Here is a 24,611-nt window from a genome sequence, read left to right as displayed (position 1 = left end):
AAGGCCATTGCAACAGATTCCCCGCGCGCTGCTTGATCCGTTTTGAGCAGCGCAGCAACGCCCGTGCTTTTAGCTGCGATACAGGTTGTGCTTGTGAATATACGCCTCGACGCTGCGCGGCACCATGTGGCGGATCGGCTGGCCGTTGCGCACGCGCTGCTGAATGACGTGGCTGGCGATCTCCAGCTCCGGCATGTCCAAAATGATGACGCGGCTGCGGATGCCGGGCAGGGCCTTTTCCAGGGATTCCCAGTCCAGTTTGACGTCATGGCGGCTGAGGGCGACCAAGCGGGCGTGCTCGACCAGCCAGGCGGCCTCGTGCCATGTGGGCAGATCGCGCAGGCTGTCCATGCCCATTAGAAAGTAAATCTCTGTGTTGGGGCCGGCCTCCGCCTGGAGCAGGCGCACCATATCGGAGGTGTAGTGCGGGCCGGGGCGGTCGGCGTCGATGCGACTCACGATGATGTAGTCGATGTCCGCAGTGGCAAGCTCCGCCATGCACAGGCGATCGCGCACCGGCGCCAGTTGACGACCCTGCTTGTGCGGCGGGTCGCCGGCCGGCGCCAGATAGACGCGATCCAGTTGAAGCTGGAACCAGGCTTCCTCCGCCAGGATCAGGTGTCCGATGTGGATAGGGTCAAAGGTGCCGCCGAGAATGCCAACACGGCGCAGGCTGAGCCGTCGTTGATTCATCACTCTCCAAACGCGTTTTCATAGCCCCAGACCAGCTCGACATCACCGATGCGGACGACATCCCCCTCTTCGACGCCGGCTTCGATGAGCGCCTGTCGAATGCCGAGCGCATTCAGCACCCGCTGAAAACGGAGCACGGCTTCGTAGTAGTCCCAGTTGGTCATGCGGGCGACCTTTTCGATCTCTGCGCCTTCGACCCGCCACACGCCCTCTTCGAGCTGGTCGATCCAGAACGCCTTCGGATCCGGTTCCGGCGTCAGCACCGGCAACGGTTCGGCGATCTCTTCCGGCGGAAGCTGGTCGAGCGTCGCCTGCACCTGGCGCAACAACTCTGTGACGCCCTCGCCGGTGACTGCGCTGATGGCGAAAACCGGCAAGCCGTAACGACGAATAGCCTCTTCGACCGCTGGCCAGAGCGCCCGAGCGTCGGGAAGGTCCATTTTGTTGAGCGCTACAATTTGAGGCTTGTCCGCAAGCGTAGGATTGAAAAGCGTCAGCTCCTGATTGATCGCCTCGAAATCTCCGATCGGATCGGGGCTGGCCCCGTTGAGCAGATGGATCAGCACGCGGCAACGCTCGATGTGGCGCAAAAACTCCAGACCCAACCCGACTCCTTCGTGGGCGCCCTCAAGCAGCCCGGGAATGTCCACCAGCACGATCTGGCGATGATCGATCTCGGCGACGCCCAGCATCGGCTCCACCGTTGTGAAGGGATAGTCGGCGATCTTGGGGCGAGCAGCGCTGACGCGACTCAACAGCGTCGATTTTCCGGCGTTGGGGACGCCGATGATGCCGACGTCGGCGACGAGTTTCAGCTCCAGCTCCAACCAGAGCTCTTCGCCCGGTTCACCCTTTTCGGCGATGCGCGGGGCCGTGTTGCGCGCAGTTTTGAACGCAGCGTTGCCACGCCCGCCTCGTCCACCCCGCGCCACGATGACCTCTTGCCCCGGATGCACCAGGTCCGCCACCACGGCGCCGGTCTCGGCGTTGCGCACCACCGTTCCGGGCGGCACAGGAATACGCAGATCTGCGCCGGAGGCGCCTGTGCGATTGGCGCCTCCCCCGTGCGCGCCCCGCTCTGCGCGGTGATGCACCTGGTGCTGAAGGTGATAGAGGGTGTTCAATCCAGGGTCAACGTACAGGATCACGTTGCCGCCGCGGCCCCCGTTGCCCCCGTTGGGGCCGCCGCGCGGCACAAATTTTTCTTTGCGGAAGGAAACGACGCCATTGCCGCCGCTTCCTGCTTTGACATAAATCTTGGCTCGATCGTAGAACATAGTGGTTTGGGTGAGCCCATTTCAAACACCCGGCTCATAAATAATCAGCGCCCGTAAGCGATTCTGCCGCCGGGCGCTTCGTTTGCGACTCAGTCACAAGAACAGAAAACAACCTGAAAATTTCAATACAGTGATCTAAGCGCTTCCTTCATTCCACCGATATCAAAACAATCGCGGGCAGAACAGAGCCGTTGAAGGGACTCGAACCCTTGACCTGCGCATTACGAGTGCGCCGCTCTACCGGCTGAGCTACAACGGCATTTTGATCAAGCACATAGTATACCCAAAACGCAAAAAATCGGCAAATATGAGTCCTTCGAGAGCGGACGAAAAAGCGCTGCGTCCTCCGGCGTCATTGTTTAACGCGCGTGACGTACTCGCCGGTGCGGGTGTCGACCCGCACAACGTCGCCTTCCTGCACAAAGAGGGGCGCCTGGATGCGGAGTCCTGTTTCCAACTCGATCGTCTTGGTCGGCGCGTTGGCCGTGTCTCCTTGAATGGCCGCCTCCGCCCAGACGACGCGCAGATCGACGGCGGTCGGCAATTTGATGGCCAAGGGTTCTCCCTCGTAACTTTCCAGACTCACGACGGCGTTTTCCACCAGATAGTCCTTGACGTCCTCCATGATCTCCGGACCAAGTTCGATCTGCTCGAACGTTTCGGTGTTCATGAAATGATATTTTTCACCGTCGTAATAGAGAAACTGAACGTTGGCCTTGTCCAGCTCGATGTCGTTCAGGCGCGCCCCGTTGTTGTAAGTCTTCTCGACGGTGGCTCCGGTGCGCACGTTGCGCACCTTGAGCCGAATGGTGGCGCTCCCACGCGCCATCTTGATGTGCTGGTAATCCAACACGCGCCAAAGTTGATTGTCTTCTTCGTAGATGCTGCCTTTCCGCAGCGTCTGCACTTCCGCCATTGCCGCCCCTCGAGTTTTTGCTCCCTTGTTCAACTCAACTCGTCCTCGTCAGGACGCTCGACGTCACACCGATGTGATGACAAGAGCGAAAGCATTATAGTGTTGTCATGGAGAAGAGCCAAAAGGCGATCTATGTCTGAGGAAAAGTTCATCCGCCGAAGCTGCTCAGCGCAAGACGGAGCCTCTCTTCGATGGTGGTGGCTTCTTTGGGCAAGGACTGAACGGCGCGCTGTGCCTCGACGACGCTGTACCCGAGTGCAACCAGGGCGTCGATGACCTCTGCGTCCACTGCGTTGAGTTGCGCCAGCGCCTCAACGACGGAGACAGGCGCCTTGATCTTGTCTTTCAGCTCGAGCACGATTTTTTCTGCGGTGCGTTTGCCGACGCCTGGTACGCGTGCCAGGATGGCGGGTTCGCTGTTCGCCAGCGCCAGTCGCAGCGCGTCGGGAGAGAGGGTGCTCAGGATGCTTAGCGCAACCCGCGGGCCGACGCCGTTCACGGTCAGCAGCAGCTCGAAGAGCGTCAGTTCCTCCTCGCTCTCGAAGCCATAGAGGGTCAAAGCGTCTTCGCGTACCTGGAGATAAGTGTGCAAGCGAACGGCGGCGCCTTCTCCAAAACGCGCCGCCGTCGGTTCAGGCACTGAAATTTTAAAACCGATCCCACCTGTGGCGCCGCCGATGTCGACCACCAGAGCGTCTTTGAACCTGGCGACGACGACGCCGCGAACCGTGCGCACCATTGTGTTTCACCTGGTCGGGGCCGGCGAGTAGAGCGCGGGGGATATTTGCGTGGACAATCAGCTCGCTTGTTGCATCCCCGTTGTGTTGAATTTGTAGCCGGCGCCGCGAACCGTCACCAAGTATACAGGCTGAGAGGGATCTTTTTCAATTTTTTCGCGCAGCCGACGCATAGCAACTTCGACGAGATTGGTGCCGCCCGCCAGGTCGTATCCCCAGACCTGCTGGAAAAGCAAGTCTTTGCTGATCGGTCGATCTGGCGAGGTCATCAGATAGCGCAGGAGCTGATATTCGATGGGCGTGAGGTGCACCGTTTCGCCACGCACCCTGACCTCATGCTTGGCGTCGTCGAGCACGATCTCGTTGGCGACCAGCAGCGAAGGCTCGCTTCGCTCGTGGTTCCAGTAGACGCGGCGCAGGATCGCCTTCAGACGCACTTCCACTTCGCGAAAGGTGAACGGTTTGGTGATGTAGTCATCCGCCCCCAGGTTGAATCCCTGGACAATATCGTCGGGGCGGTTGAGCGCAGTCAGCATGACGATGGGCACGTCGCTGCGTCGACGCAGCTCTGCGCACGTCGCAAACCCATCCATCTCGGGCATCATAATATCGAGCAAGACCAGGTCGATCTTGCGCATCGACGCAATCTCCAGCGCCTCCCGCCCATTGCGCGCAACTGCAACCTGATAACCCTGTTTTTGCAACGAAATTTGCAGCAAATTGCGCAGAGGCTCTTCATCATCAACGACGAGGATGCATATGTTGCTCGTCGTCGTGGTGGATTGAAGCAGGGTTGGGGTGGTCATCATCATGATTGGCATAGTCGGTTTCCAAATAAACAGAACGTTCCGATCCATCTTACGAGCAGACACCCTTCTGTGCAAAGGTGAGCGCACTGTGATGCCTGGAGACTTTGGTCTGCAAAGCGATAATTTTCACAGCTTTCCCCACTTGAACCGTCCCGATGAATGCGCTGCTATTGAGTGCGCCGTCGTCAGCTTGCTGTCGTAAAGTATAATCGTTGGAGGAGGTGTAAATCCTTCGCTAATTGTTTTGAAAAATTCAATTTGTGGATACATCTTTTGTTTGAATGTCGTTTGGTTCGCGTGTCACGGCAACCGATGGTAGTCAATGGTCTGAAGATGACAGATGGCAATGGCGACGCCATCGGCTGCATCATCCGGCGCAGGCGGCTTCTCCAGGCGCAAAAGCTGCGCCACCATCTGTTGCACTTGTTGTTTATCGGCGTTGCCATAGCCTGTGACGGCTTGTTTGACTTCAGCCGGCGTGTATTCAACGACGGGCACGCCCGCCAGTGCAACCGCCACCAACACGGCGCCGCGCGCCTGGCCGACGGCGATGGCCGTGGTGACGTTGCGACCGAAGAAGAGCTTCTCGACGGCGACCTCGTCCGGCTTAAACTCATCGAGCAAGGCCTGGGTGTCTCGGAAGAGCTCCAGCAGGCGCAGATGCATGGGCGCGCCGGCTGGGGTGCGAAAGACGCCGCAGGCCAACAAGACAAACTCGCCCTGCTCCGTCTCACCGACGACGCCATAGCCGGTGGTCGCTGTGCCGGGATCGATCCCGAGCACGACGCGCGTAATATTCTCGCTCATGCCTCCTCCTGCGCGTTGCGAACACGCACCGCGGGCGAGGCGACAAGCTGCCCTTCCTGGCTCCCCGCGGCGATGGAACGGCAGGTTGCTCGACGCTCTCCGGGTGCACAAGAAAAAAGGGGTGACCCTGTTGAATGCTTCGGTCACCCTTGCCGATGCAGGTTGTCAGGCGATCAGGCGAATTGGGCCACCATCTCCTCGGTCAATTCGAGGTTGTGATAGACCTTGTTGACGTCATCGAGCTCTTCGAGCGCTTCGACAAGGTTGAGCACCGACGTCGCCTCTTCGGGGGCGAGTTCGATGGTGTTGTTGGGTTTCATGATGAGCTCAGCCTGAGAGGCCCGGTAGCCGCGTTCTTCCAGCGCCTGGCTGACTTGGGCGAAGCTGGTGCGTTCCGTGTAGACCTCCACAGCATCTTCCGAGATCTCCACGTCCTCCGCTCCGCTTTCGATGGCCGCCAGAAAGAGTTCATCCGGGTCGATCGAGGTGGGTCGCCCTTCCTCATCCACTCGATTGAAAAGCAAATAACCCTTCTCTGTGAATTGCCATGCAACCGAGCCGGGTTCTCCTAGCGAACCGTTCCCTTTCGTAAAGGTGCGCCGCACCTCCGAGATGGTGCGGTTGCGATTATCGGTCAGACATTCCACCAGAATTGCGACGCCATGGGGGCCGTACCCCTCATACACGACCGTCTCGATGTTGTCGGTGTAGTCCTTGTCCAGGCCGGCGCCGCGCCGAATGGCGCGCTCGATGTTCTCTTTCGGCATATTTTCGGCGCGCGCGCGTTCGATTGCGAGCCGCAGGGTAAAGTTGGCGGCCGGGTCGGCGCCGTTGCGCGCCGCCACCTGGATTTCTCGGGCCAGCCGGGTGAAAAGCTTGCCGCGCGCGGCGTCGGCTGCGCCCTTCTTGCGTTTAATGGTCGACCACTTTGAGTGTCCAGACATTCATCCCTCCTTGTCTCACGTCCGTCCCATCGCACTCCGTTGCGGACCGTGGGCCATCCCTATCTTGCTGCGCGTTTTGGTTCGTTTATAGTATGACATAAAGGAAGGCGCTTCGACAACCACTGGGCAGGCGTTTCACATCAAGGCGCCATATCTGACGGCGCCGCATACGATGAAAAATGTCGCCAGGCGTACAAAGCATTTTTGGCTTTTCTCTGCGCCTTTACCTTTTTGCGCCTCTGCACTGAAGCGATTTCCATATTCAGAACGCCGATGCGAACCCGGGCGCCTCGGCCTTTCATGCTGTGCGCTCGTCCGAGTTCAGAGCGATTTCCTGTTTCAGCGCCAGCGCGCGTTGTTCTCGTCGTTGCGCCGCCGCCCGAATAAAGGCGGAGAAGAGCGGGTGGGGTTTGTTGGGCCGGCTCTTGAACTCCGGATGAAATTGACTGCCCACCATGAACGGATGGTCGGCCAGCTCTGCGATCTCCACGAGGCGTCCGTCAGGCGAGAGGCCGCTGAAGATCATGCCATGCGCTTCCATCTCGGTTCGGTAGGCGTTGTTGAATTCGAAGCGATGGCGATGGCGCTCCTGCACGACAGGGGCGCATCCTGCGCGTGCATACGCTTCGAACGCGCGTGTGCCTGGCATAAGCTGACACTCATAGACGCCGAGGCGCATGGTGCCGCCCATGTCGGCAATGTCGCGTTGGTCGGGCATCAAGTCGATGATCGGATATTCTGTGCTGATGTCGAATTCTGTGCTGTTGGGTTCTTCGCTCTGAAAGATGTGGCGCGCAAATTCGATGCACATGATCTGCATGCCCAGGCAGAGCCCCAAATAAGGGATTTTGTGCTCGCGCGCGATGCGCGCCGCAAGGATCTTGCCCTCAATGCCGCGATAACCGAAGCCTCCGGGCACGACAATGCCATCCGCCTGGAGCAGTCGGTCAATGTCGCGGCCCTTCTCCAGGTCTTCGGAGTTGATCCAGGCGATGTCGATATCCCAACCCGCGGCCAACCCTGCGTGGATCAACGCTTCTTTGACGCTGAGATACGAATCTTGCAACTCGACATATTTCCCGACCAGCGCAATCGTGAGCACCGGCTTTTCGCGACGCAGCTCTGCGACAAATTGACGCCAACCGGCGAGCGCTTCAGAAGGCGGTTGGCGCTCGGTCAGTTCGAGACGTTGCATCAGCCAGGCGCCCAAACCTGAATCCTCCAAACTGAGCGGGACGGCGTAAATCGTATCGGCGGTCACGAGAGGCACGACCGCCTCCCGATCGACGTCGCAAAAGAGCGCCGTCTTGGCGATGACGTCGTCGTCGACCGGATAGTCGCTGCGCAGCACAATGACGTCGGGCGAGATGCCGATGCCGCGCAATTCGCGCACGCTGTGTTGCGTGGGCTTGGTCTTCAATTCTTTGCTGGCGGCGAGGTAGGGCAGCCACGTCACGTGAACGTAGACGGTGTTCGCCCGGCCCACATCCTTGCGCATCTGCCGGATCGCTTCGAGAAATGGCAGCCCCTCGATGTCGCCCACCGTCCCCCCGATCTCGACGATGAGCACTTCCGCTTGGGCGACGCGAGCCGCTAAACCGATGCGGCGCTTGATCTCGTTCGTCACATGCGGAATGACCTGAATTGTGCCTCCCAGGTAATCGCCGCGGCGCTCCTGGCTGAGGACCGCTGTGTAAATCTGACCGCTCGTGATGTTGCTCACTTTGGAGAGGTTGACGTCGACGAAGCGCTCATAATGTCCCAGGTCCAGGTCGGTCTCTGCGCCATCTTCCGTGACAAAAACTTCCCCATGTTGATAGGGCGACATGGTGCCGGGGTCCACGTTAAGGTAGGGGTCGAGTTTCATCGTCGCCACCTTCACCCCGCGCGCCTTGAGGATGGTGCCGATCGAGGCGACGGTCACGCCCTTGCCCAAACCGGAAACGACGCCGCCCGTTACAAAAATATATTTTGTCATACGTATTCCTTACCGTTTCGTCTCTAAGAAAAAGTGCCGTCTCAGGTACATTTTGCCAGAAAGCAGGCGCTTCTTCCCAATAGCGCGAACAGCTTCTCACGGATATTCAGGCAGCCCGTTTTAAACGAGGCGTTAGGTGAGCGTGGGCAGTCGCTCCCAGCCGTTGAAGGAGGCGGGCGGCGGCGGCGTCGGCGACGGCCGTGTGATTGGCGTCTTGGGCGCCGGTGTGAGCGGATTCTGGGTGGGCGAAGGCGTCGGCGTCGGCGGCGCGCTTGTCGGCGTCGGTGTAGAGGTCGGCGTCGGGACGGGCGTGTTGGTGGGCGTGAAGGTCGGCGTCGGCGTCGGTGTAAAGGTCGGCGTCGGGACGGGCGTGTTGGTGGGCGTGAAGGTCGGCGTCGGCGTCGGTGTAAAGGTCGCCGTTGGGACGGGCGTGTTGGTGGGCGTGAAGGTCGGCGTCGGCGTCGGCGTAAAGGTCGCCGTCGGGACGGGCGTGTTGGTGGGCGTGAAGGTCGGCGTCGGCGTCGGCGTAAAGGTCGCCGTCGGGACAGGCGTGTTGGTGGGCGTGAAGGTCGGCGTCGGTGTAGAGGTCGGCGTCGGGACGGGCGTGTTGGTGGGCGTGAAGGTCGGCGTCGGCGTAAACGTCGGCGTCGGGACAGGCGTGTTGGTGGGCGTGAAGGTCGGCGTCGACGTCGGCGTAAAGGTCGCCGTCGGGACGGGCGTGTTGGTGGGCGTGAAGGTCGGCGTCGGCGTCGGCGTAAACGTCGGCGTCGGCGTTGGGACAGGCGTGTTGGTGGGCGTGGGTTCCGGCGGCTGCGTCGGATCGGTCGGCTGAATGATCCCGGGAATGGTCGGCGACGGCGTAAACGTGGGCGTCGGCGTAAATGTTGGCGACGGCGTGAATGTCGGCGTATTGGTCGGCGTCGGCGTGTCCGTCGGCGATGGTGTGAATGTCGGTGTATCGGTCGGCGTCGGCGTGTCCGTCGGCGACGGCGTGAATGTCGGCGTATTGGTCGGCGTCGGCGTAAATGTTGGCGACGGCGTGAATGTCGGCGTATTGGTCGGCGTCGGCGTGTCCGTTGGCGACGGCGTAAATGTCGGCGTATTGGTCGGCGTCGGCGTGTCCGTCGGCGACGGCGTGAATGTCGGCGTATTGGTCGGCGTCGGCGTGTCCGTCGGCGACGGCGTGAATGTCGGCGTATTGGTCGGCGTCGGTGTGTCCGTCGGCGACGGTGTGAATGTCGGTGTATCGGTCGGCGTCGGCGTGTCCGTCGGCGACGGTGTGAATGTCGGTGTATCGGTCGGCGTCGGCGTTGGCGTATCTGTCGGCGTCGGTTCCAACGTGGGTTCTTGCTGCCCCCCGGGTGACGGATCGGTTGGCCGATCCGTTGGACGAACAGTCGACGGAACGGATGTCGCCGTATTTGTCGCCGTATTGGTCAGCGTATTGGTGGGCGTATCTGTGGGCGTATTTGTCGGCGTCGGCGTGAAGGTTGATGTGCTTGTGCTCGTCGCGGTTGGCGCAACCGGCGCGACCGACGTCGTCCCGTCTTGCGTGGGAGCCGTCGTTGACGTTGCAAGGGGCGTTGCTCCGGCTGTCGGCGAGGTCGCAGCGGTGGGCGAGGGTGATGGCGCTTCTAAGATGGTTGGCGTCGGCTGCGGGAAAGCGATTGCGACATACGGTTCATCCCAAATGAACGGCGCGCTGACGACGCCATTCCCGCTTCTTTCTCTTTCAGAGCGATTGCCCGGAGGCGCATTGCTCTCCGGTTCTTGAGGCGGAGGCGCAGGCACTGCGTCGATGCGAAGCCATCCCACCTGGCCCGCCACGCAACAGACCTGATACCATTCGCGCATGCTGTCGGTCGTCAGCACGCGAAGCAACATGTTGCCTGTTGCATAGCCGATCAACCGAGATTGGACGTTCGGCTCGGCGTAGACCGGAATGCCCGCCGCGTCGGGCGAAATCACCAACAACGCCGGCAGGTCAGGTCGCTCTTCGCCGGGCAGCACCGTCAGAGGCGCGTTGTTGAGCGCCACCACCTGCTGCCCTGCCTCCACGATGACGGTCTGCTCTTCACGCCTGACCTCGACGGCGCCGCGTCGCGTGATCACGATCACTTCGGTGGGGGAAATCGCCTCAAAGCTGAACTCGGTGCCGACCGCCGCCGCAGTGATCACCGACGAGGTCACGACATAGCGGTCGCCTTCGGTCAATGTTTCATCGATGACGTTGTCGACGCGACCGCGCAACACAAGCAGCTCGACCTGCGTCGCATCCATCACTGCGTTCAATTCGTCGATAATGACATGCGCATCGCGGGCGATCTCGGCGGTCTGCGAAGGGAACAGATAAACGGTGGCGGCGCCGCCTGTGGTCAGAATTTGATCGCCTTTGCCCACGCGGAACAGCTCGCCGTCTTGGTATGTTCGATAGGTGTTGTCCTGTCGATGCAGAACCGTGACCTCGCCTCCTCTGGCGACTGCGGGCGCCGTGAGCGGTCGCGGGGCCAGCTGCGAAAGCACAAGCACGAGCAGGAACAGCGCAACAGCGGCTGCCCCCGCCAGCGCCAGCGATTGACCGGGCGACAACGCCTTGAGCCAGCGTCGCAGTCGCTCAATCGCGCCGAACCTTGGCGCAGGGCGCGGCGCAACAACAGGCGCTGCAGGAGCTGTCCCATACACCGCCTGCACCTCTTGCAGCACCAATCGCATCAGACGTTCATCGAAGCCCGGCGACGGCTGCTCGGTGTCGAAGTATGCGTTGAAGATGCCCTGGATGTCGGCGTCGTCCTGATCATCCATCAGGCGGCGGATCTCACTCATGTTCGAACCCTGCCTCATCCAGTGCATCGCGCAATTGTTGACGCGCTCTGCTTAACAACGACTCGGTTCCTTTGTAAGAGCGGTCAATCACCTGCGCTATTTCGCCGACATTCAGCCCGACATAATGGCGCAGGATCAACACTTGTTTGGAGAGCTCCGGCAATCGGTCCAAGATTTCAGAGAATTCCACCGACTTGCTGGAGACGTTCAACGGCGAACGTTGCCGTTCGCCCAATTCAAAAGTTTGGGGCTGGCGTTTGCGCCAAAAGTCTGCAACCTTTCGATAGGCCAGGGAAAATACAAAGGTGGAGAGGCTCGCCTTCCCATCGAAATCTTTCAGCGCGCGCACCGCCGCCAGCATCGTCTCGCTTAGGACATCCTCTGCATCCTCTGCAGTTGGAAGGTTGTGGCGTAAATAGCTGAGCAGGCGCGGCGTCATGAGCTGAACGAATTCAACCCAGGCTTGCTGATCGCCTGCTTGCAACTTCTGAAGAAGCTCAATCTCAGAGCGGCCAACTTTCTCGGCTACTGCTTCCAAGATTCGCCTCTCTTAAGATCAATCGCTATTTTCACGACAATCCTTCGCGTTCAGGAGAACGATACGTCTACGGAGTGTCGACGCCTAGCCTATATTGCTGCAGCGGGTAACAGCACAAATTGTTGACGGAGTCGGCGATGTAGTACGATTGTCGGCTGTTGTATAAGTCATTTGTAGTATAGTGTATCAGTTCGTTGAATTCTTTGCCAAACATCCAGATGCGCTTTTCGATCGTTGTCATAAGAAAAATCTCTCGAGCAAGTGACAACCATACAGACCCGGGCTTTGCGTCTTTGTAAACTGCCAGCCATAATGCATTAGCAATCAACGACCAGGCTTGGGTTGGCGCTCTTATGAACAGCATGGCGATTTATCCGGTGGACCTTCAGCTGCACAGCACAGCCTCTGACGGGGCCGACGATCCTGCAACGTTGGTGGCGCTTTGCGCAGATCTCGGGCTACGCGTGATTGCGCTCACCGACCATGACAGCGTGCTCGGCGTCGATGCAGCGATCGAAGCAGGCCGCCGACTGGGCGTGCGGGTGACGCCGGGCGTCGAGTTTAGCACGCGCAATGAGCCAGAGCGCGACTATCTGGACATCAATATTCTTGGCCTGGGCGTTCGCCACCGCGATCCGACCTTGACCTCGATGCTCGAGCAAGTGATCGCCAGCCGCATCGAGCAGAAGATTCGACAGGTCGAGCGGCTGCAATCGTACGGCGTCGACGTTCCTGTGGAGGAAGTGTTGGCGCGGGCGCAGGGCGTGCCCGGCCGCGTGCACATCGCCCAGGTCGCGCTTGAACGCAATCCAGGTCGTTTTACTTCGGTGGCCGATGTCTTTGCGCAATTTTTGGCGAGCGACGCCTCCAACCCCACCTATGTGGAACGCGCCTTTAGCCTGCGCGTCGAAGAGGCCATCGAGCTGACGCATGCGGCCGGCGGCGTCGCTGTGCTGGCGCATCCGGGCGCCTATCCTCGCGTGCGCAACATCGATGCAGTCGTCCGTAGACTGGCCGCCGCCGGGTTGGACGGCCTCGAAGTGCGCTATCCCTACGCGCTGAATCGCGGCCATTATGGCGTCGACGCCTCGACGGTGAGGGCGCTGATCGCCCATTTCCATCGTCTGGCGGAGGAGCACAACTTGCTGATCACCGGCGGCAGCGACTATCACGGCGCCGTCAAACCGGGCATCGCGCCCGGCATGGCCGGCCTGACCTGGGAGGAATGGGAGACGTTGGCAGGCCGCTGTGGATGGACGGAGCCAATGTCATCACGCTGAAATGTCATCACGCTGAAATGTCATCACGCTGATTGGAACAATTCTATGGAGCGCCCCAGCCCAGCCCGCCTGACGCACTCAGCGGCTCCAGATCGCAATCCGCCGCCGCTGCGACCGACCTGGATCGAAGTGAGCCGCAGCGCACTGGTGAACAACTATCGACGCCTGCGCAGCCGGCTGGCTGCGACGACAAAGCTCATGGCCGTGGTCAAAGCGAATGCGTATGGTCACGGCGCAGCGGAGACGGCGCGCATTCTCCAAACCGCCGGCGCCGACGCCTTCGCGGTTGCAACTCTGGGAGAGGCGTTGGAGCTGCGCGCTGCAGGCGTCGAACGGCCGATCCTGGTGCTCGGCTACACGCCGGCGGCGCACACGTCGCTTGCGTTGGCGCATTCGATCGCGTTGACGCTCTTCGACCTGGAGACGGCGGCCGCCATGGACGCCGTCGCTCGCGCCCTGGGACAGACGCTCGCCGTGCATCTGAAGGTGAACACCGGAATGAATCGACTGGGGGTGAAGCCTGCGCTGGCGCCCCAGATGGTGGCTGCGCTGCAGGGGTTCGAGGCGCTGCGGTTGGAAGGCGTCTTTACACACTTCGCCACGGCGGATGAGGTGGACAAGCGCCACGCGGAAGCGCAGTTTACGCGCTTTCAGCGCCTGCTCGCAGAGCTGGAGCGCAACGGCCTGCGCCCTCCGCTTGCGCACGCCGCCAACTCCGCCGCGCTGTTGACGATGCCGCATACGCACCTCGACATGGTGCGGCCGGGAATTGCTTTGTACGGATTAGACCCGGATGCCGAGCAGTGCCCGCTCCCCGAAGGGTTTCGCCCTGCCCTGACCTGGAAGACGACGGTGGCGCAGGTCAGCGACCTGGAGCCTGGCGAGGCGGTCTCGTATGGCCGGGAGTTCATCGCAAGCCGTCCGATGCGCATCGCCGCCCTGCCTGTCGGCTACGCCGACGGCTTCCCGCGCAAGCCTCAAAACTGGGGCAGCGTGTTGATCCACGGACGAGCGGCGCCTATTCTAGGGCGCGTGTGCATGGATCAGTGCGTGGTGGATGTCACCGCCATTGAGGCCGAGTGCGGGCCGGTGCGCCAGGGCGATGAGGTCATTCTGATCGGTCGCCAGGGAGGTGAGGAGATTTCTGCGGCGGAGGCCGGTCGCCGCGTGGGGACCAACAACTACGACATCGTGAGCCGCATTCTGGCGCGCGTGCCCAGGCTTTACGTGGATTGAGTGAGGAGCAGGCTGATGGGGCAGAACGGGGCCGAGACCGAGAACTTGCAGCGCAAAGCGCGTTTTATCTACGAGACGCTGCTCGAGCACTACGGCGAGCCGCGCTTCGAGGGCTGCGACGACCCGGTCGATGAATTGATCGCCACGATCCTCAGCGCCAACACCAACGACGCCAACAGCGGCCGCGCCTTCGAGCAATTGAAAGCGCGCTTCAACGGCGATTGGGACGCCGTGCGCACCGCGCCGCTGGATGCGATCAAGGAGGCGATTCGCCCGGCCGGCATGTACAACCAGAAGGCGCCGGCGATCGTCGCAGCGTTGGAGCGCATCAAGGCGGATTGGGGCGGCTATGACCTGCGCCCTCTGGCGCAAAAGCCGGTCGAAGAAGCGCTCGCCTACCTCACCTCGTTGCCGGGCGTCGGCCACAAGACGGCGAGCATCGTCATCCTCTTCTGTTTCAATGGCGCCGCCTTCCCGGTGGATACGCACATTCAGCGCATTTCGCAACGCACCGGCGTCAGCAGCCGCCGCGCCGACGCCTATAAAATCAAACGCATCTGGGAGTCGCTCATCGAGCCGTCCGCATTCTATGCCCTGCACATCAATTTGATCCGCCATGGCCGACGCGTCTGCCAGGCGCTGACCCCCCGCTGCGAGCTGTGCCCGTTGCAGCCGGCCTGCGATTACTACCAGGGCGCTGGGGAATGGGCGTCCTCCCCAACGACGTCAAAATAAAAAAGGCCAGATTTACAACCATCTGGCCTGTGCCTATTTTTGGTTTGACCGCCAGGAGAGGCGCTTTAAAGCCTGCGCCCGCCAACCAAGGCGCACGTCGGTGCGTAAATCAGGCGGCGGCTTGATGTTTGTGCAGCATCATCACAAGCCGGCTTGTGCGCCGCGCGGCGTTGTTGCGGTGAATGACGCCCTTTTGTGCGGCGCGCGCCAGCGCGCGCTCTGCGTTGCGCACCAGCTCCGCTGCATTCGGGTCGCCGTTCAGGATCGCCAGGCGCGCCTTCTTCACGGCTGTGCGCGCACTGCTGCGATACACCCGGTTGCGAGCGGTGCGCACCGGCGTCTGACGACTGCGCTTTTCAGCTGATTTTGTGTTTGCCATTGAATTGCTCCCTTAAAACTCCACTCAACCCCGTTCAGGTTGTCAGTTTATCGGTCCGGATGTTTTTGAATGCGCTCGATCGATAAGATTTCTCAAGCCAGGCCACGAATCAACAAGCTTATAGTATAAATCCTGCAGCCGGGTTTGTCGAATCTTGAACAGGTTGAAACGATCTATGGATGGGTGTCCGGCGGCTGTCCGGCTCCGCTTGCGGCGGCGGGCGCATGGAAACTTGCACGGCGCAGCAGCTCCGTCTCCAGCACTTCCTGCATGGCCTCCTGCACGTAAGGATAGGCCAGATAGACCGCTGCAGCGCCGAAGAGGGCGCCGGTGAGCGTGCGCAGGAGCCAGTTGCTCTCGCGCAGGCCGAACAATTGCGTGCCGCCGTCGATCGCAATCGGCAGCGCCAGCAACACGAAGAGTTTGAAGGGCAGAGGGCGGGCGTTTCGCCGCAAAAAGGCATAGCTCAGGCCGGCGAGGAGCACGCCGGAATAAATGGCGACGTCGCGCTGGCAGAGCGCCACCTTCCAGCCCACCTCAGGGCTGCCGATAAACGAGCGTTCGATCAACAGCGAGTCGGTGATCGGCATGCCGCCTGCAATGAGTTCCGGCGCCTGCGGAATCAGCGTCGGGCCGAAGAGAAAGTAGCTGTGATCGGGAAGCTGATGGCAGAGCATCGAGTAGATGGCGTAGATGACGCCGGCCGCCCCTGTCCACCCGATCTGCATGAAAATCGGAGCAAGGAAGGGCGTGAAGAGATAGACGGCCCACACCGTATTGAAGATGGCCAACCAGTGACGCGCCACGCCGATGATCAGATCGTTGGCGTAGCGGGTTAGCTTTGACTCGCCTGCGCCGAGGCTCCGGTCAGTCCTGGGTTCAATCGTCATATCGTTCGCCTGGATGCAGTGGAGAGCGCCTGCCACACAACGCCTGGATCGTGCGGTGGATAGAGCAATGGGCCTCCCTCGATCTCCAGCACCGGGATCCAATAGCGATAGCGTGCAAAGTCGTCCGGATGTTCTAAAATGTTGCGCTCAACCAACTCAAAATGCAGGCCTTGCTGAAATGTGCGTAGCTCTTCCTTCAGTTCATCGCACAACGGGCAGTCTGGCTTGCTGTATAAAATAACTCGCATCGTTCACCTATCGCTGGGGCCGTGCGCCGACCGCTGCGCCGCTGAGATAGCCGATGTAGGCGGGCACGAGCGGCAGGACGCACGGACTGAGGAAGCTGATCAAGCCGGCGCCAAACGCAAGGGCGATCTCCGTAGTTGCGCCGGCGCCGATGAGCACGCCGCCGCCGGCGAGAACCGCAGAGACCTGCTCCTCCGCCTGGAAGACGAACTCGTTGAGCGCCATAAAGCGGGTCGTGAGCAGCGCCAGGCTGTCCGTCCAGAGCAGATAGGCCACGTAGAGCATGAAAAGGCCGCTAACGATGCTGACGATGCCGAGATGGCGATTAAGGCTGCGCAGCCAGCGCGTCATGCTGCTGAACATCAGGCCGGTGAGCAGGAAGGGAATCCCCAGCCCTAGGCTGTAGATCAGCAGAAGGCCGGCGCCTTGCAGCGCAGTCTGGCTGTTGCCGGCCAGGAAGAGGATGCTGGCCAGGATCGGGCCGATGCAGGGCACCCAGCCCGCGGCGAAAGTGACCCCCATCAACGCGCTGCTCAGGTAGCCCCAGCGCCGGTTGACCTGATGCATATCGGCGACGCGTTTTTCGGTGTAGAGCAGCTGATTGGGAAAGTTCAACAGCGACGCGAGCGCCTCGGCGGCAGGGTTTTGTCTCACATCGACGCGCTGCTCGAGGGCGTTCACGAGCCAGCGAAAGACGCCGAGCGTCGTCAGGCCGAAGATCAGGAGCAGGATGGCGCCAAATTTCTGGATCACGGGCATGTACGGGTTGAGGCTGCGGCCGAGCAGCCCCGCTGCAGAACCCAACAAGGTGAAAATGAGGGTGAAACCGAGCACAAAAAAGAACGCGTGCAGGAAGACGCCCCAACGCGCAGCGCCCTCACTTCTCCGCTGAGCGGGTTGTCCCTGAACAGCAACGGCAGATTTTTCTAGGGGGTTGGTTTCCAGCGTCTTAGCCATACTGCTTGCACCTTGCGTGTTCTCGTATGAACCTTGCGCTTTCCCGGCTCCGGCCTTTCATTGCCTTCGGAACTTTCATTGTCTTCGGAAGCGACGCAGTTCCCTTCGTTCTCACCGAGCAGGGCGAAGTCAAACGATAAACCCTGCTTTATCCAGCGCAACGATGCTCCACCTGGTCTGCGCAGACGCCTTGTCGCAAGACGTCTCACCCATTTTGATGCGCACGCGACCGCCAGGTTACATTACGTTCGTTTGCGATTGGCGGTTTCAAGCTCCTCGCGCAGCGCGCGCATTTCCGCATCGAGCTGGCGTTGGCGCACGCCGAGATAGACGAGATAGAGCGTCACCAGCAGCCAGACCGCTGCAAAACCCATCATCAGGTAAAACATAGCTTACGCAATTTCCTCTCTCAGTTCCGCCACCGCATCCTCGTTGCGCAGCTGACGCCAGCGCAACACCAGCAACGCGCTGAAGAGGATGCAGAAGCCGATCAAGTTGATGTGGAGCGCCTGCGTCATCGTCGGCCCGACGCTGAAGCCTCCCTGTGCATCGACATTTTCTGCGCCGTAGACGACCGGATGGATCGAACGAAAGATGCGGGCGCTGTAGAAGGTGAGCGGCACGCTCAGAAACGCAACCAGCGCGTAGATGCTGGCGAAGCGCGCGCGGGTGTGACGGTTGTCGATGCCGTTGCGGAAGAGCAAATAGGCCAGATAGACGAGCACCGTGATCGCCGAGGTGGTCAGCCGCGGATCCCAGGTCCAGTAGGTGTTCCAGGTGGGCTTGGCCCAAAACATGCCGGTGAGGATGGTGCCCATGCCGCAGATCAGACCGACTTCGATGGCGGCCTGAGAGACGCGATCCCAGTCCAGGTCGCGTTTGATGAGATAGACGAGGCTGCCGATGACCGACATCAGAAAGCCGGCGAGCGCGCCGATGTTGCAGCCCATGTGAATGTAGAAAATGCGCTGCGCAAGTTGCTCGTCGCCCGCCAGGTTGCTGGCCGGCGGCGCATAATAGAGGGCGGCCCACATGGAGACCGTCATGGCCGCTACGGCCAGCGCGCTCAAAATCAGTTGGAGAAGATCGATCCCTCGCCATCCGACAGGACGAGGCTGGGGCATCGTTGAACGCATAGATGTTCCTTTCTAACTCTAAACCGACAAGATAGACAGCCAAGGCTCATCCGCCCAAACTGCGTTACGCATCTTCCCAGATCAGATCGAACAGTAGATAGGCGACCACGATAAAAATGGCGTCGAAAGCCGCCAGGATGCCAAACCACTGGCTCAAATCCTCCCACGCCTTGCCGTCCAGCACACCGGCGGTCAGCGCCACGCCGGATACAAAGACCGGAACCATGACCGGCAACAACAAGATGGGCAACAGGGTCTCCCGGGCGCGGCTGTTGGCCGTCAGGGCGGCGAACAGCGTGCCGACGCCCACATAGCCGATCACCCCCAACAGCATCGCCGCCAGGTTGTAGGGTTGAAAGAGGTTCAGGTCGAAGATGAAAAACATCACCGCCAGGATCACCAGGGCGGTCGCCAGCGTGAAAATCAGGTTGGCGAGCATTTTGCCGAAATAGATGGCGCTGCGGTCGACGGGCGCCAGCAGCAACGAAGGCAATGTGCCGCGGTCCACCTCGGCGCCAAAGCTGCGATTCAGCCCCAACACGCCGGTGAAGAGCACCACCACCCACAGCACGCCCGGCGCAATCATCTCCGCGCGCGGCACGCGCAGATCGAACGCCATGCCGAAGATCAGCACCGCCAGCACACTGAACGCAGTCATGGTGCTGAAAATTTCGCGGCCGCGCAGCTCCGCACGCACATCCTTAAGCAAGACGGCGGCGACCTTGCCCAAATAGGCGAGGACGCCTCCATTCAGCCGCATTGCAATGGGATGCGCGGCGAGATCGATTGGAGCCGAATGCAACGGCGGTGGCTCGGCGGAGAGCGCCTTTTTACCCATGGATGGACTTTACACCTCAAGCTCCGTCATCGCCTGTCGCAGCTTCTCCGAAGTCAATCCTTCGGTCGCAGTTGACCAAATAATTTTACCATCGGCCAACAGGCTGATCGAATCCGCCCATGCGATGGCTCGCTCCAGGTTGTGCGTCGTCAACAGGATGGCGCGCCTGCCGGAGCTTAACATGCGGATGAGCTGCGCCAGCGTTTCGGCGCTGCTCGGGTCGAGGCCGGTGTCCGGTTCGTCGAGCAGCAACACGGGCGGATCGTGCAGAATGGCGCGTCCGATGGCGAGTCGTTGGGTCATGCCTCGGCTGTAGGTGCGCACCGGATCGTGCCGCCGCGTCCAAAGGTCCACGGCGCGCAGCACCGCCTCGACGCGCGCGGCGGGCTGTTGGATGTCATAGAGGCGCGCAAAAAAATGCAGGTTGTCCCACGCACTCAGATTATCATAGAGGAGCGGGGCGTGCGCCACAAGCCCGATATAGCGACGGATCTCGTGGCCTGCTTTGCGCGTGGAGACGCCGCCGAGCAAGATTTCCCCTCGATCGGGCTTCGCCAGGCCGGAGATGATGCGCAGCAGCGTCGATTTGCCTGCGCCGTTGGGACCCAGCAGCGCCATCACCTGACCTTGCGGCACACACATTTCAACGCCGTTGAGCACACGCTTGCGCCCGTAGCGCTTGACGATGTTGCGGGCGACAATCAGCCCACTCTCGTTCATCTCGTCATCCCTGCTCCGTGGACGCAAGGCGGCTTCGTGGTGTGCAGATAGCGTCGATGCAAAGCCGCAGAGAAGCAAAGGCGCAAAGCAAAGCGCAAGACAGCCAGACTTCACCGAACCGCTTCAACGAAGACCTCTTCCGGCTCTTCCTCATAGCGGCTTGGGCACTTCAGCAGCAGCGTCTGCGCCTGAAAGGTGCCGTCGGGATGGAGCTCGCCCTCAATGATCGCCGACGCCGCACGCGTGAAGTTGTCGGGCCGGGGGCCGTAGAAGACAATGGGAAGCACGTGCTGGCTTTCATCCGTGATCTGGAAGCGCAGCGTCACTTCCTGGGGGTTCCAGTCCTCGCTGCCTTCGACGACATTGCCGCTCACGCGCACGCGCTCGCCGTAAATTTGCGGGACGCGTTCATACAACTCGCCGACGGTGAGATAATAGGCGCCGGTCGTGGTGGTGGCGTGATACACCTGGAAGATCAAAAAGCCGACGAAGGTCAACAAGAGCAGCCCGCCGACGATGTACTTTGATCGAAATCCAGAGCGATTTCGTTCGCCTAATTCAACGGGGATGACAATTTGATCCGTCTTTTGCACCATTTCTACTGTCCTGAAGAAGATTTACGTCTCCGATGCGCGATCGGATGCCTCCGACGAAGCTTCTTCCTCTTCCTGCGACGATAAGAGCGCCAGCGCTTTCTCGGCCAGCGGAGCGGGCACCAGCACCTTCGAAACGGCCAGATGACCGGTGGTTAGGCCATAGATGGCGGCCAGCGCTTCTCCGCGAATGAGGGCGGGAATGCCTTCGCTTTCCAGCCGCCCCTTCACCACATGCGCCTCCATCAGGTGCGCGGCCTCCCATACGACCACCAGCTCGTTGACGGAATCGCCGCCCGTGGTGGTCGCGGCGCGGACAGAGGCGGTTTTGTTATGCGCCGTCGGCCTGTTCTCAACAGACCGGCGGAAAAAGCCGGGCAGCCGGTCGATCCATGCGCTCATTGTTAGAAATTATAAACTGATTTCGATGTTTTCCGGTAAACCGCACGGCCAGCCGTTCATCGCAAAGATGCCCGTTCCCCCACATACGGGTTGTGGACGCGCTCATAGCCGATTGTCGTCGCCGGCCCATGACCTGGGTAGACTGCATAGTCATCCGGCAGCGTCAACAGCTGTTCGCGGATGCTGTGCAGCAGCGTGGGCCCGTCGGCGCCGGGCAGGTCGAAGCGTCCGATGCTCCCCTGAAAGAGAGTGTCGCCGGCGAAGACCTGCCGACCTGCATGGTGCACGAAAACGACGTGGCCCGGAGAATGGCCTGGCGTAAAGCGCACTTCCAGCGCCTCGTCTCCAACCTGAATGATCTGCCCGTGCTCCAAGAAGTCGTCCGGGTCGTCCACCGGGTCGACGTCCATATCGAGCCACAGGCGCACGCGGTTGGGCAGGTCGTGCAGGATCGGCAGTTCGGCGCGATGCAGCAGGAAGGGCGCGCCGGTGGCGGCGCGCACGGCGGGCACGGCCAACACATGGTCGAAATGGGCGTGCGTGTTGATGATCTTTTCGACGCGCAGGGCCTGCTGCTCCACCAAACGCAGAATGGCGCGCGCATTGTCGCCTGGATCGATGATCACCGCGCTGCGCGTGCGACTGCACCCGAAAATATAACAGTTTTCCTGCAATAATCCGACGGTTAACCCTTTGACAATCATGAAAAGAGTCCAATCTTCTTGCGACGCCTGTCAGGCGTCCAACTCGATCAAGAACGCTGACATAGCCAGGCGTTGCTCCAGCGCGTCACCTCGCGAATGACGCCACCCAGGTCGCGTCCCATCGCCGTGAGGCTATACTCGACGTGCGGCGGGATGGCGCTGATCTGCTTCCGTCGCACAATGCCCTCCTCTTCGAGCATTTTCAACCTGCTGCTCAGTGTACTGGGATTGACGCCCCCTAATCTGTCCTGAAGCTCACAAAATCGCATGGAGGGGTTGTTCAATAGAAAATAGACGATTTGCAGCGTCCATTTCTGTCCGATGATGTGCGCAGCCGGCTCGATCGGGCAGAGCGGAAGTTCGAGCGCCCCCTGCCCTGTTTCAGAAAGTGGCATAAGCATTCTCTTTATACGTTGCAGTAAGCTTCCTTGCCTTCCCATTCATGCTATATGAAACGTAGTGCTATGTCAATTTGAATGCAGAAGGCCGCCAGGCCCCGTCGTTTCTCCGGGCGGGATCAAGTCTATTGCGTAGGCAATGGCTCCAGCGTGATGGAAACGCCGTCCACCGTCAGGCGCGGGCGAGCGTCGCCGCCGCCGTAGATGATTTCCACGACGCTGCGCACCAGCTCGCCCGCCGTCCATGCGCCGGTCGCATATGCGCCGGCCAGCGGCGCGCTGAGCTCCTGCTCGCCAAGGCGCAGCGCCATCGTCAGGTCCGCAGGCCAGTCGGCCGGCAGCGGCGAGGGCGCCTGCCAGTAGAAGATAAAGGTGACGGCGTCTCCCGGGCGCACCGGCGTCTTCGGCGCATGGGCAAAACCGCGACGATACGCGTCATAGCCGATCAGGTGCACCCTGCCGAGCGTCGCAGCCAGCCGATGCTGCATAGGGATGACCTCCGTCGGCGGGGCCTGGACTGCGCGCACCACGAGCACGGAGCCGAGCGAGAGCATCTCCTCTTCAGGGTGGCGCACGCGTGCGCCGGTCTCTGCGTCATAGAGCGCCGCCTTCAGGACGTAAACGCCCGGCGGCGCGCCGAAAGGAATGGCGACGCCGTGGTTGTCGATGATGCGCTGCCCCGGCGACCAGCGATCGGTCGGCAGGGCGCCCCCGCCGGGTTCGCCGTCGTGTTGTGCGATGACTTGACTGCGTTCATCGAGCAGTTGGACGCTGACCTTGTAGCGCCGGTCGAGCGAGTGTTCGACGCTCCACGTCAAGCGCACGAGCAGCGCATCCCCTGGCGAGACGCGCTGTGGTGAAGAGTCCCCCTGCTCGACTCCGAGCAGAACCATGCCGTTTTCCCATCGAACCGGCGCAAAATCGGCGGCGACCAGGTCGTTGGCCAACGTATAGACGACAAAACGTAGATTGCCCTGCCAGCTTTCCACCGTCTTGAAGGCGTTGGCGTTCAACCACCCTTCGACAAGCTGCGTCGGGTCGGCTTCGTCCGTCGCCCAGAAGAGTGCAAAGACGCGGCGCTTTTCCCTTGTCGCAGCTTCAAGTCGGGCCTGGACGTCCGCCGGATCGGCGGGCCGTTGCGCCGGCAACGCCAGCACCGGCAGGCCGGGGTCGTAGTAGCGCCAGACTTCCTGCTGTCCAGGCGCATTGAGCAGGACGAGGTCTGCGCGTGGGTCTCCCACGGCCCGCAGATAGCGTGCAATGCCCTGATAGTTGTCGCGCGCAAAGGGGTCGCTGAAGTAGTGCGGCAGCGCTGCGAGCGCTGCGCCTGCGCTGAATCCGATCGCAGCCAGGAGGAGCGCCTGCCCTAGACGGCCACTGACGCGCATCGGCGAACCTATCCATGGCGCAGCGGCGGCCAGCAGGCACCACGCAGGCGACGCCGCCAGCAAAAATTTCAAAAACGCATCCGAAAAAAGGCCCAGGCCAAACATCATGGCGACCGGCGCCAGCAGCCACAGCCCGGCTGCAAGGCTCAGGAAAGGGCGCCGACGCAACGCAAAAAGCCCCACCAGCGGCAGGAGGCCTGCCAGCGCCAGCCACGGCCCGAGAGGCTCCGGCGTAGAGCGCAGCGGCCCAAAGAGCAGCGTGCGCAACGTCAACGTCAGCCCGTCCAGCGCGCTAATTGCAACGCCGCCCTTGGGCCAGTTCAAAACGCGCTCGATCGCCGTCGGCAGCCAGGGCAGAAAAGCAAGCAGAATCAGCAGATTGAGCATCAGAAAGCGGAGAAGCAGGGCGAGGGGCGAGGGGCGCAACAGAGAACGGCGCCGCGCCATCGCCCACCAGACGACAAAGCTTGCGCCCGCCGCCGCCAGAATGACAGGGAAACTGTAGTGCGTCCACAGGCCGGCGACGCCGAAGCAAACGAACAGCGCCTGCGGGGAAAGCTGGCGCAGGACGGAAGAGAACGACGATGGCCGCGTGGAAGATTGGAGAGAGGGGGAATTGGAGCCGTCGGAGCTTTTCCATTCCCCACCCTGCGTCTCTATCATCCACAACAAAGCCCAGAACAGCCCGGTCGCTTCCACCGCCAGGAGCATGTACATACGCGCTTCCTGGCTGTAGTAGATTTGGAATGGATTGACCGCCGCCAGAAAAACCGCCAGCGCCGGAAACCATCGCCAGCTTGCTTCCCTGCGCACCGCGCGCAGCGCAATGGCGGCGATGAGCGCCGCAAGCGTCACGCCGAGCATCGCCGAGAGGCTGCGCATCGCCGCAGCGCTGTCGCCCGCCAGCAGCGACCACGCCTTGAGCAGCCAGTAATAGCCCGGTGGGTGGATGTCCGCCGCCGCCGCCGCCGCAATTTCGCCGAAGCTGCGCGAGAGCATCGCCCAGGAGTTCCCCTCGTCGTTCCAGAGGGAAGAGGCGTCGAGTCGATAAAAACGCAAGAAGGCAGCGAGTAGAAGCGAAGCGGCTACAGCGAAATGGGGAAGCTGCAGGTCGACGATCTTCGGCCGTCTTTCCACCTTGAACTTTCCCTCTTCAACCCGAAAATCCGGTCGGCGCATGGTCTTCC

At 61.2% G+C, this 24,611-nt stretch carries 25 protein-coding genes, 1 tRNA gene and 2 pseudogenes; 3 read left to right on the top strand and 25 right to left on the bottom strand.

What is annotated here, in order from left to right:
• Positions 1-69: 69 nt before the first annotated feature.
• The 11 genes from nadD to Q0367_RS08665 all read right to left on the bottom strand — a co-directional run bounded on the left by nadD (position 70) and on the right by Q0367_RS08665 (position 11,522).
• Entirely contained in the window at positions 70-693 is a 624-nt protein-coding gene (nadD, locus tag Q0367_RS08715) for a nicotinate-nucleotide adenylyltransferase (protein ID WP_297637471.1), read from the bottom strand.
• Positions 693-1,970 (bottom strand): GTPase ObgE, encoded by a 1,278-nt coding sequence (obgE, locus tag Q0367_RS08710; RefSeq protein ID WP_298981659.1) that lies wholly within the window; start codon positions 1,968-1,970, stop codon positions 693-695. Before obgE ends, nadD begins: the two co-directional genes overlap by 1 nt.
• 186 nt (positions 1,971-2,156) lie before the next feature.
• Positions 2,157-2,229 (bottom strand) — tRNA-Thr (locus tag Q0367_RS08705).
• Between the two features lie 93 nt (positions 2,230-2,322).
• Complete coding sequence (gene efp, locus Q0367_RS08700; RefSeq protein WP_297637464.1) at positions 2,323-2,886, bottom strand: elongation factor P; 564 nt, start codon at positions 2,884-2,886, stop codon at positions 2,323-2,325.
• Positions 2,887-3,034: 148 nt separating this feature from the next.
• Positions 3,035-3,625, bottom strand: a complete 591-nt coding sequence (gene ruvA, locus Q0367_RS08695) for a Holliday junction branch migration protein RuvA (protein ID WP_298981656.1) — start codon at positions 3,623-3,625, stop codon at positions 3,035-3,037.
• Between the two features lie 57 nt (positions 3,626-3,682).
• A complete protein-coding gene (locus Q0367_RS08690) occupies positions 3,683-4,444 on the bottom strand; it encodes a response regulator transcription factor (protein ID WP_298981654.1) in 762 nt (253 codons plus the stop codon).
• Positions 4,445-4,732: 288 nt separating this feature from the next.
• Entirely contained in the window at positions 4,733-5,239 is a 507-nt protein-coding gene (ruvC, locus tag Q0367_RS08685; protein WP_298981652.1) for a crossover junction endodeoxyribonuclease RuvC, read from the bottom strand.
• Positions 5,240-5,412: 173 nt separating this feature from the next.
• The gene (locus tag Q0367_RS08680) at positions 5,413-6,183 is read right to left on the bottom strand and encodes a YebC/PmpR family DNA-binding transcriptional regulator (RefSeq protein WP_297637451.1); all 771 of its coding nucleotides are present in this window, start codon (positions 6,181-6,183) and stop codon (positions 5,413-5,415) included.
• Positions 6,184-6,481: 298 nt separating this feature from the next.
• Positions 6,482-8,161, bottom strand: a complete 1,680-nt coding sequence (locus tag Q0367_RS08675) for a CTP synthase (protein WP_298981650.1) — start codon at positions 8,159-8,161, stop codon at positions 6,482-6,484.
• Between the two features lie 132 nt (positions 8,162-8,293).
• Positions 8,294-10,984 (bottom strand): hypothetical protein, encoded by a 2,691-nt coding sequence (locus Q0367_RS08670; RefSeq protein ID WP_298981648.1) that lies wholly within the window; start codon positions 10,982-10,984, stop codon positions 8,294-8,296.
• A complete protein-coding gene (locus Q0367_RS08665) occupies positions 10,977-11,522 on the bottom strand; it encodes an RNA polymerase sigma factor (RefSeq protein WP_297637438.1) in 546 nt (181 codons plus the stop codon). Before Q0367_RS08665 ends, Q0367_RS08670 begins: the two co-directional genes overlap by 8 nt.
• 353 nt (positions 11,523-11,875) lie before the next feature.
• Between Q0367_RS08665 and Q0367_RS08660 the strand changes: the two genes are divergently transcribed.
• From Q0367_RS08660 to nth, 3 genes are read left to right on the top strand one after another with little or no spacing between them, the layout of a single operon-like run.
• A complete protein-coding gene (locus tag Q0367_RS08660) occupies positions 11,876-12,802 on the top strand; it encodes a PHP domain-containing protein (RefSeq protein WP_297637435.1) in 927 nt (308 codons plus the stop codon).
• Positions 12,803-12,847: 45 nt separating this feature from the next.
• Positions 12,848-14,038 (top strand): alanine racemase, encoded by a 1,191-nt coding sequence (alr, locus tag Q0367_RS08655; protein ID WP_297637432.1) that lies wholly within the window; start codon positions 12,848-12,850, stop codon positions 14,036-14,038.
• A gap of 15 nt (positions 14,039-14,053) precedes the next feature.
• Positions 14,054-14,773, top strand: a complete 720-nt coding sequence (gene nth / locus Q0367_RS08650) for an endonuclease III (RefSeq protein ID WP_297637429.1) — start codon at positions 14,054-14,056, stop codon at positions 14,771-14,773.
• A 109-nt stretch (positions 14,774-14,882) separates the two neighbouring features.
• Here the strand turns inward: nth and rpsT are convergent, their stop codons facing one another.
• The 14 genes and pseudogenes from rpsT to Q0367_RS08580 form a co-directional block, all read right to left on the bottom strand.
• Positions 14,883-15,152: a 30S ribosomal protein S20 gene (gene rpsT / locus Q0367_RS08645; RefSeq protein WP_297637426.1), complete on the bottom strand. Its 270-nt coding sequence runs from the start codon at positions 15,150-15,152 to the stop codon at positions 14,883-14,885.
• Positions 15,153-15,325: 173 nt separating this feature from the next.
• Positions 15,326-16,042 carry a DUF2085 domain-containing protein gene (locus tag Q0367_RS08640; protein ID WP_297637423.1) on the bottom strand — a complete coding sequence of 239 codons (717 nt, stop codon included), beginning with the start codon at positions 16,040-16,042 and terminating at the stop codon, positions 15,326-15,328.
• Positions 16,039-16,290, bottom strand: coding sequence for a glutaredoxin family protein (locus Q0367_RS08635; protein ID WP_297637420.1), 252 nt, complete (start codon positions 16,288-16,290; stop codon positions 16,039-16,041). Before Q0367_RS08635 ends, Q0367_RS08640 begins: the two co-directional genes overlap by 4 nt.
• 31 nt (positions 16,291-16,321) lie before the next feature.
• Positions 16,322-16,417, bottom strand: a pseudogene (locus Q0367_RS08630) (cytochrome c biogenesis protein CcdA); the annotation flags it as partial.
• A 144-nt stretch (positions 16,418-16,561) separates the two neighbouring features.
• Positions 16,562-17,245 (bottom strand): annotated as a pseudogene (locus Q0367_RS08625) (cytochrome c biogenesis protein CcdA); the annotation flags it as partial.
• A gap of 242 nt (positions 17,246-17,487) precedes the next feature.
• Entirely contained in the window at positions 17,488-17,634 is a 147-nt protein-coding gene (locus tag Q0367_RS08620) for a CcmD family protein (RefSeq protein WP_297637417.1), read from the bottom strand.
• 3 nt (positions 17,635-17,637) lie between these two features.
• Entirely contained in the window at positions 17,638-18,381 is a 744-nt protein-coding gene (gene ccsA, locus Q0367_RS08615) for a cytochrome c biogenesis protein (protein ID WP_297637413.1), read from the bottom strand.
• A gap of 64 nt (positions 18,382-18,445) precedes the next feature.
• On the bottom strand, positions 18,446-19,219 hold the full coding sequence (locus Q0367_RS08610; RefSeq protein ID WP_298981642.1) for a heme exporter protein CcmB: 774 nt from the start codon (positions 19,217-19,219) through the stop codon (positions 18,446-18,448).
• 9 nt (positions 19,220-19,228) lie between these two features.
• A complete protein-coding gene (ccmA, locus tag Q0367_RS08605; protein ID WP_298981640.1) occupies positions 19,229-19,939 on the bottom strand; it encodes a heme ABC exporter ATP-binding protein CcmA in 711 nt (236 codons plus the stop codon).
• Between the two features lie 110 nt (positions 19,940-20,049).
• Positions 20,050-20,535 carry a cytochrome c maturation protein CcmE gene (locus tag Q0367_RS08600; RefSeq protein ID WP_298981638.1) on the bottom strand — a complete coding sequence of 162 codons (486 nt, stop codon included), beginning with the start codon at positions 20,533-20,535 and terminating at the stop codon, positions 20,050-20,052.
• Between the two features lie 21 nt (positions 20,536-20,556).
• The gene (locus tag Q0367_RS08595; protein WP_298981636.1) at positions 20,557-20,934 is read right to left on the bottom strand and encodes a putative signal transducing protein; all 378 of its coding nucleotides are present in this window, start codon (positions 20,932-20,934) and stop codon (positions 20,557-20,559) included.
• A 56-nt stretch (positions 20,935-20,990) separates the two neighbouring features.
• Positions 20,991-21,638 carry an MBL fold metallo-hydrolase gene (locus Q0367_RS08590; protein WP_298981633.1) on the bottom strand — a complete coding sequence of 216 codons (648 nt, stop codon included), beginning with the start codon at positions 21,636-21,638 and terminating at the stop codon, positions 20,991-20,993.
• 47 nt (positions 21,639-21,685) lie between these two features.
• Positions 21,686-22,033 carry a helix-turn-helix domain-containing protein gene (locus Q0367_RS08585; RefSeq protein ID WP_298981630.1) on the bottom strand — a complete coding sequence of 116 codons (348 nt, stop codon included), beginning with the start codon at positions 22,031-22,033 and terminating at the stop codon, positions 21,686-21,688.
• 128 nt (positions 22,034-22,161) lie between these two features.
• On the bottom strand, positions 22,162-24,603 hold the full coding sequence (locus Q0367_RS08580) for a glycosyltransferase family 39 protein (protein ID WP_298981627.1): 2,442 nt from the start codon (positions 24,601-24,603) through the stop codon (positions 22,162-22,164).
• Positions 24,604-24,611 lie beyond the last annotated feature (8 nt).

This window comes from uncultured Caldilinea sp., from assembly GCF_937128415.1.
Taxonomy (GTDB): domain Bacteria; phylum Chloroflexota; class Anaerolineae; order Caldilineales; family Caldilineaceae; genus Caldilinea.
Note: the sequence above shows the minus strand (reverse complement) of the source record. Positions and strands in the feature narration are given on the sequence as shown.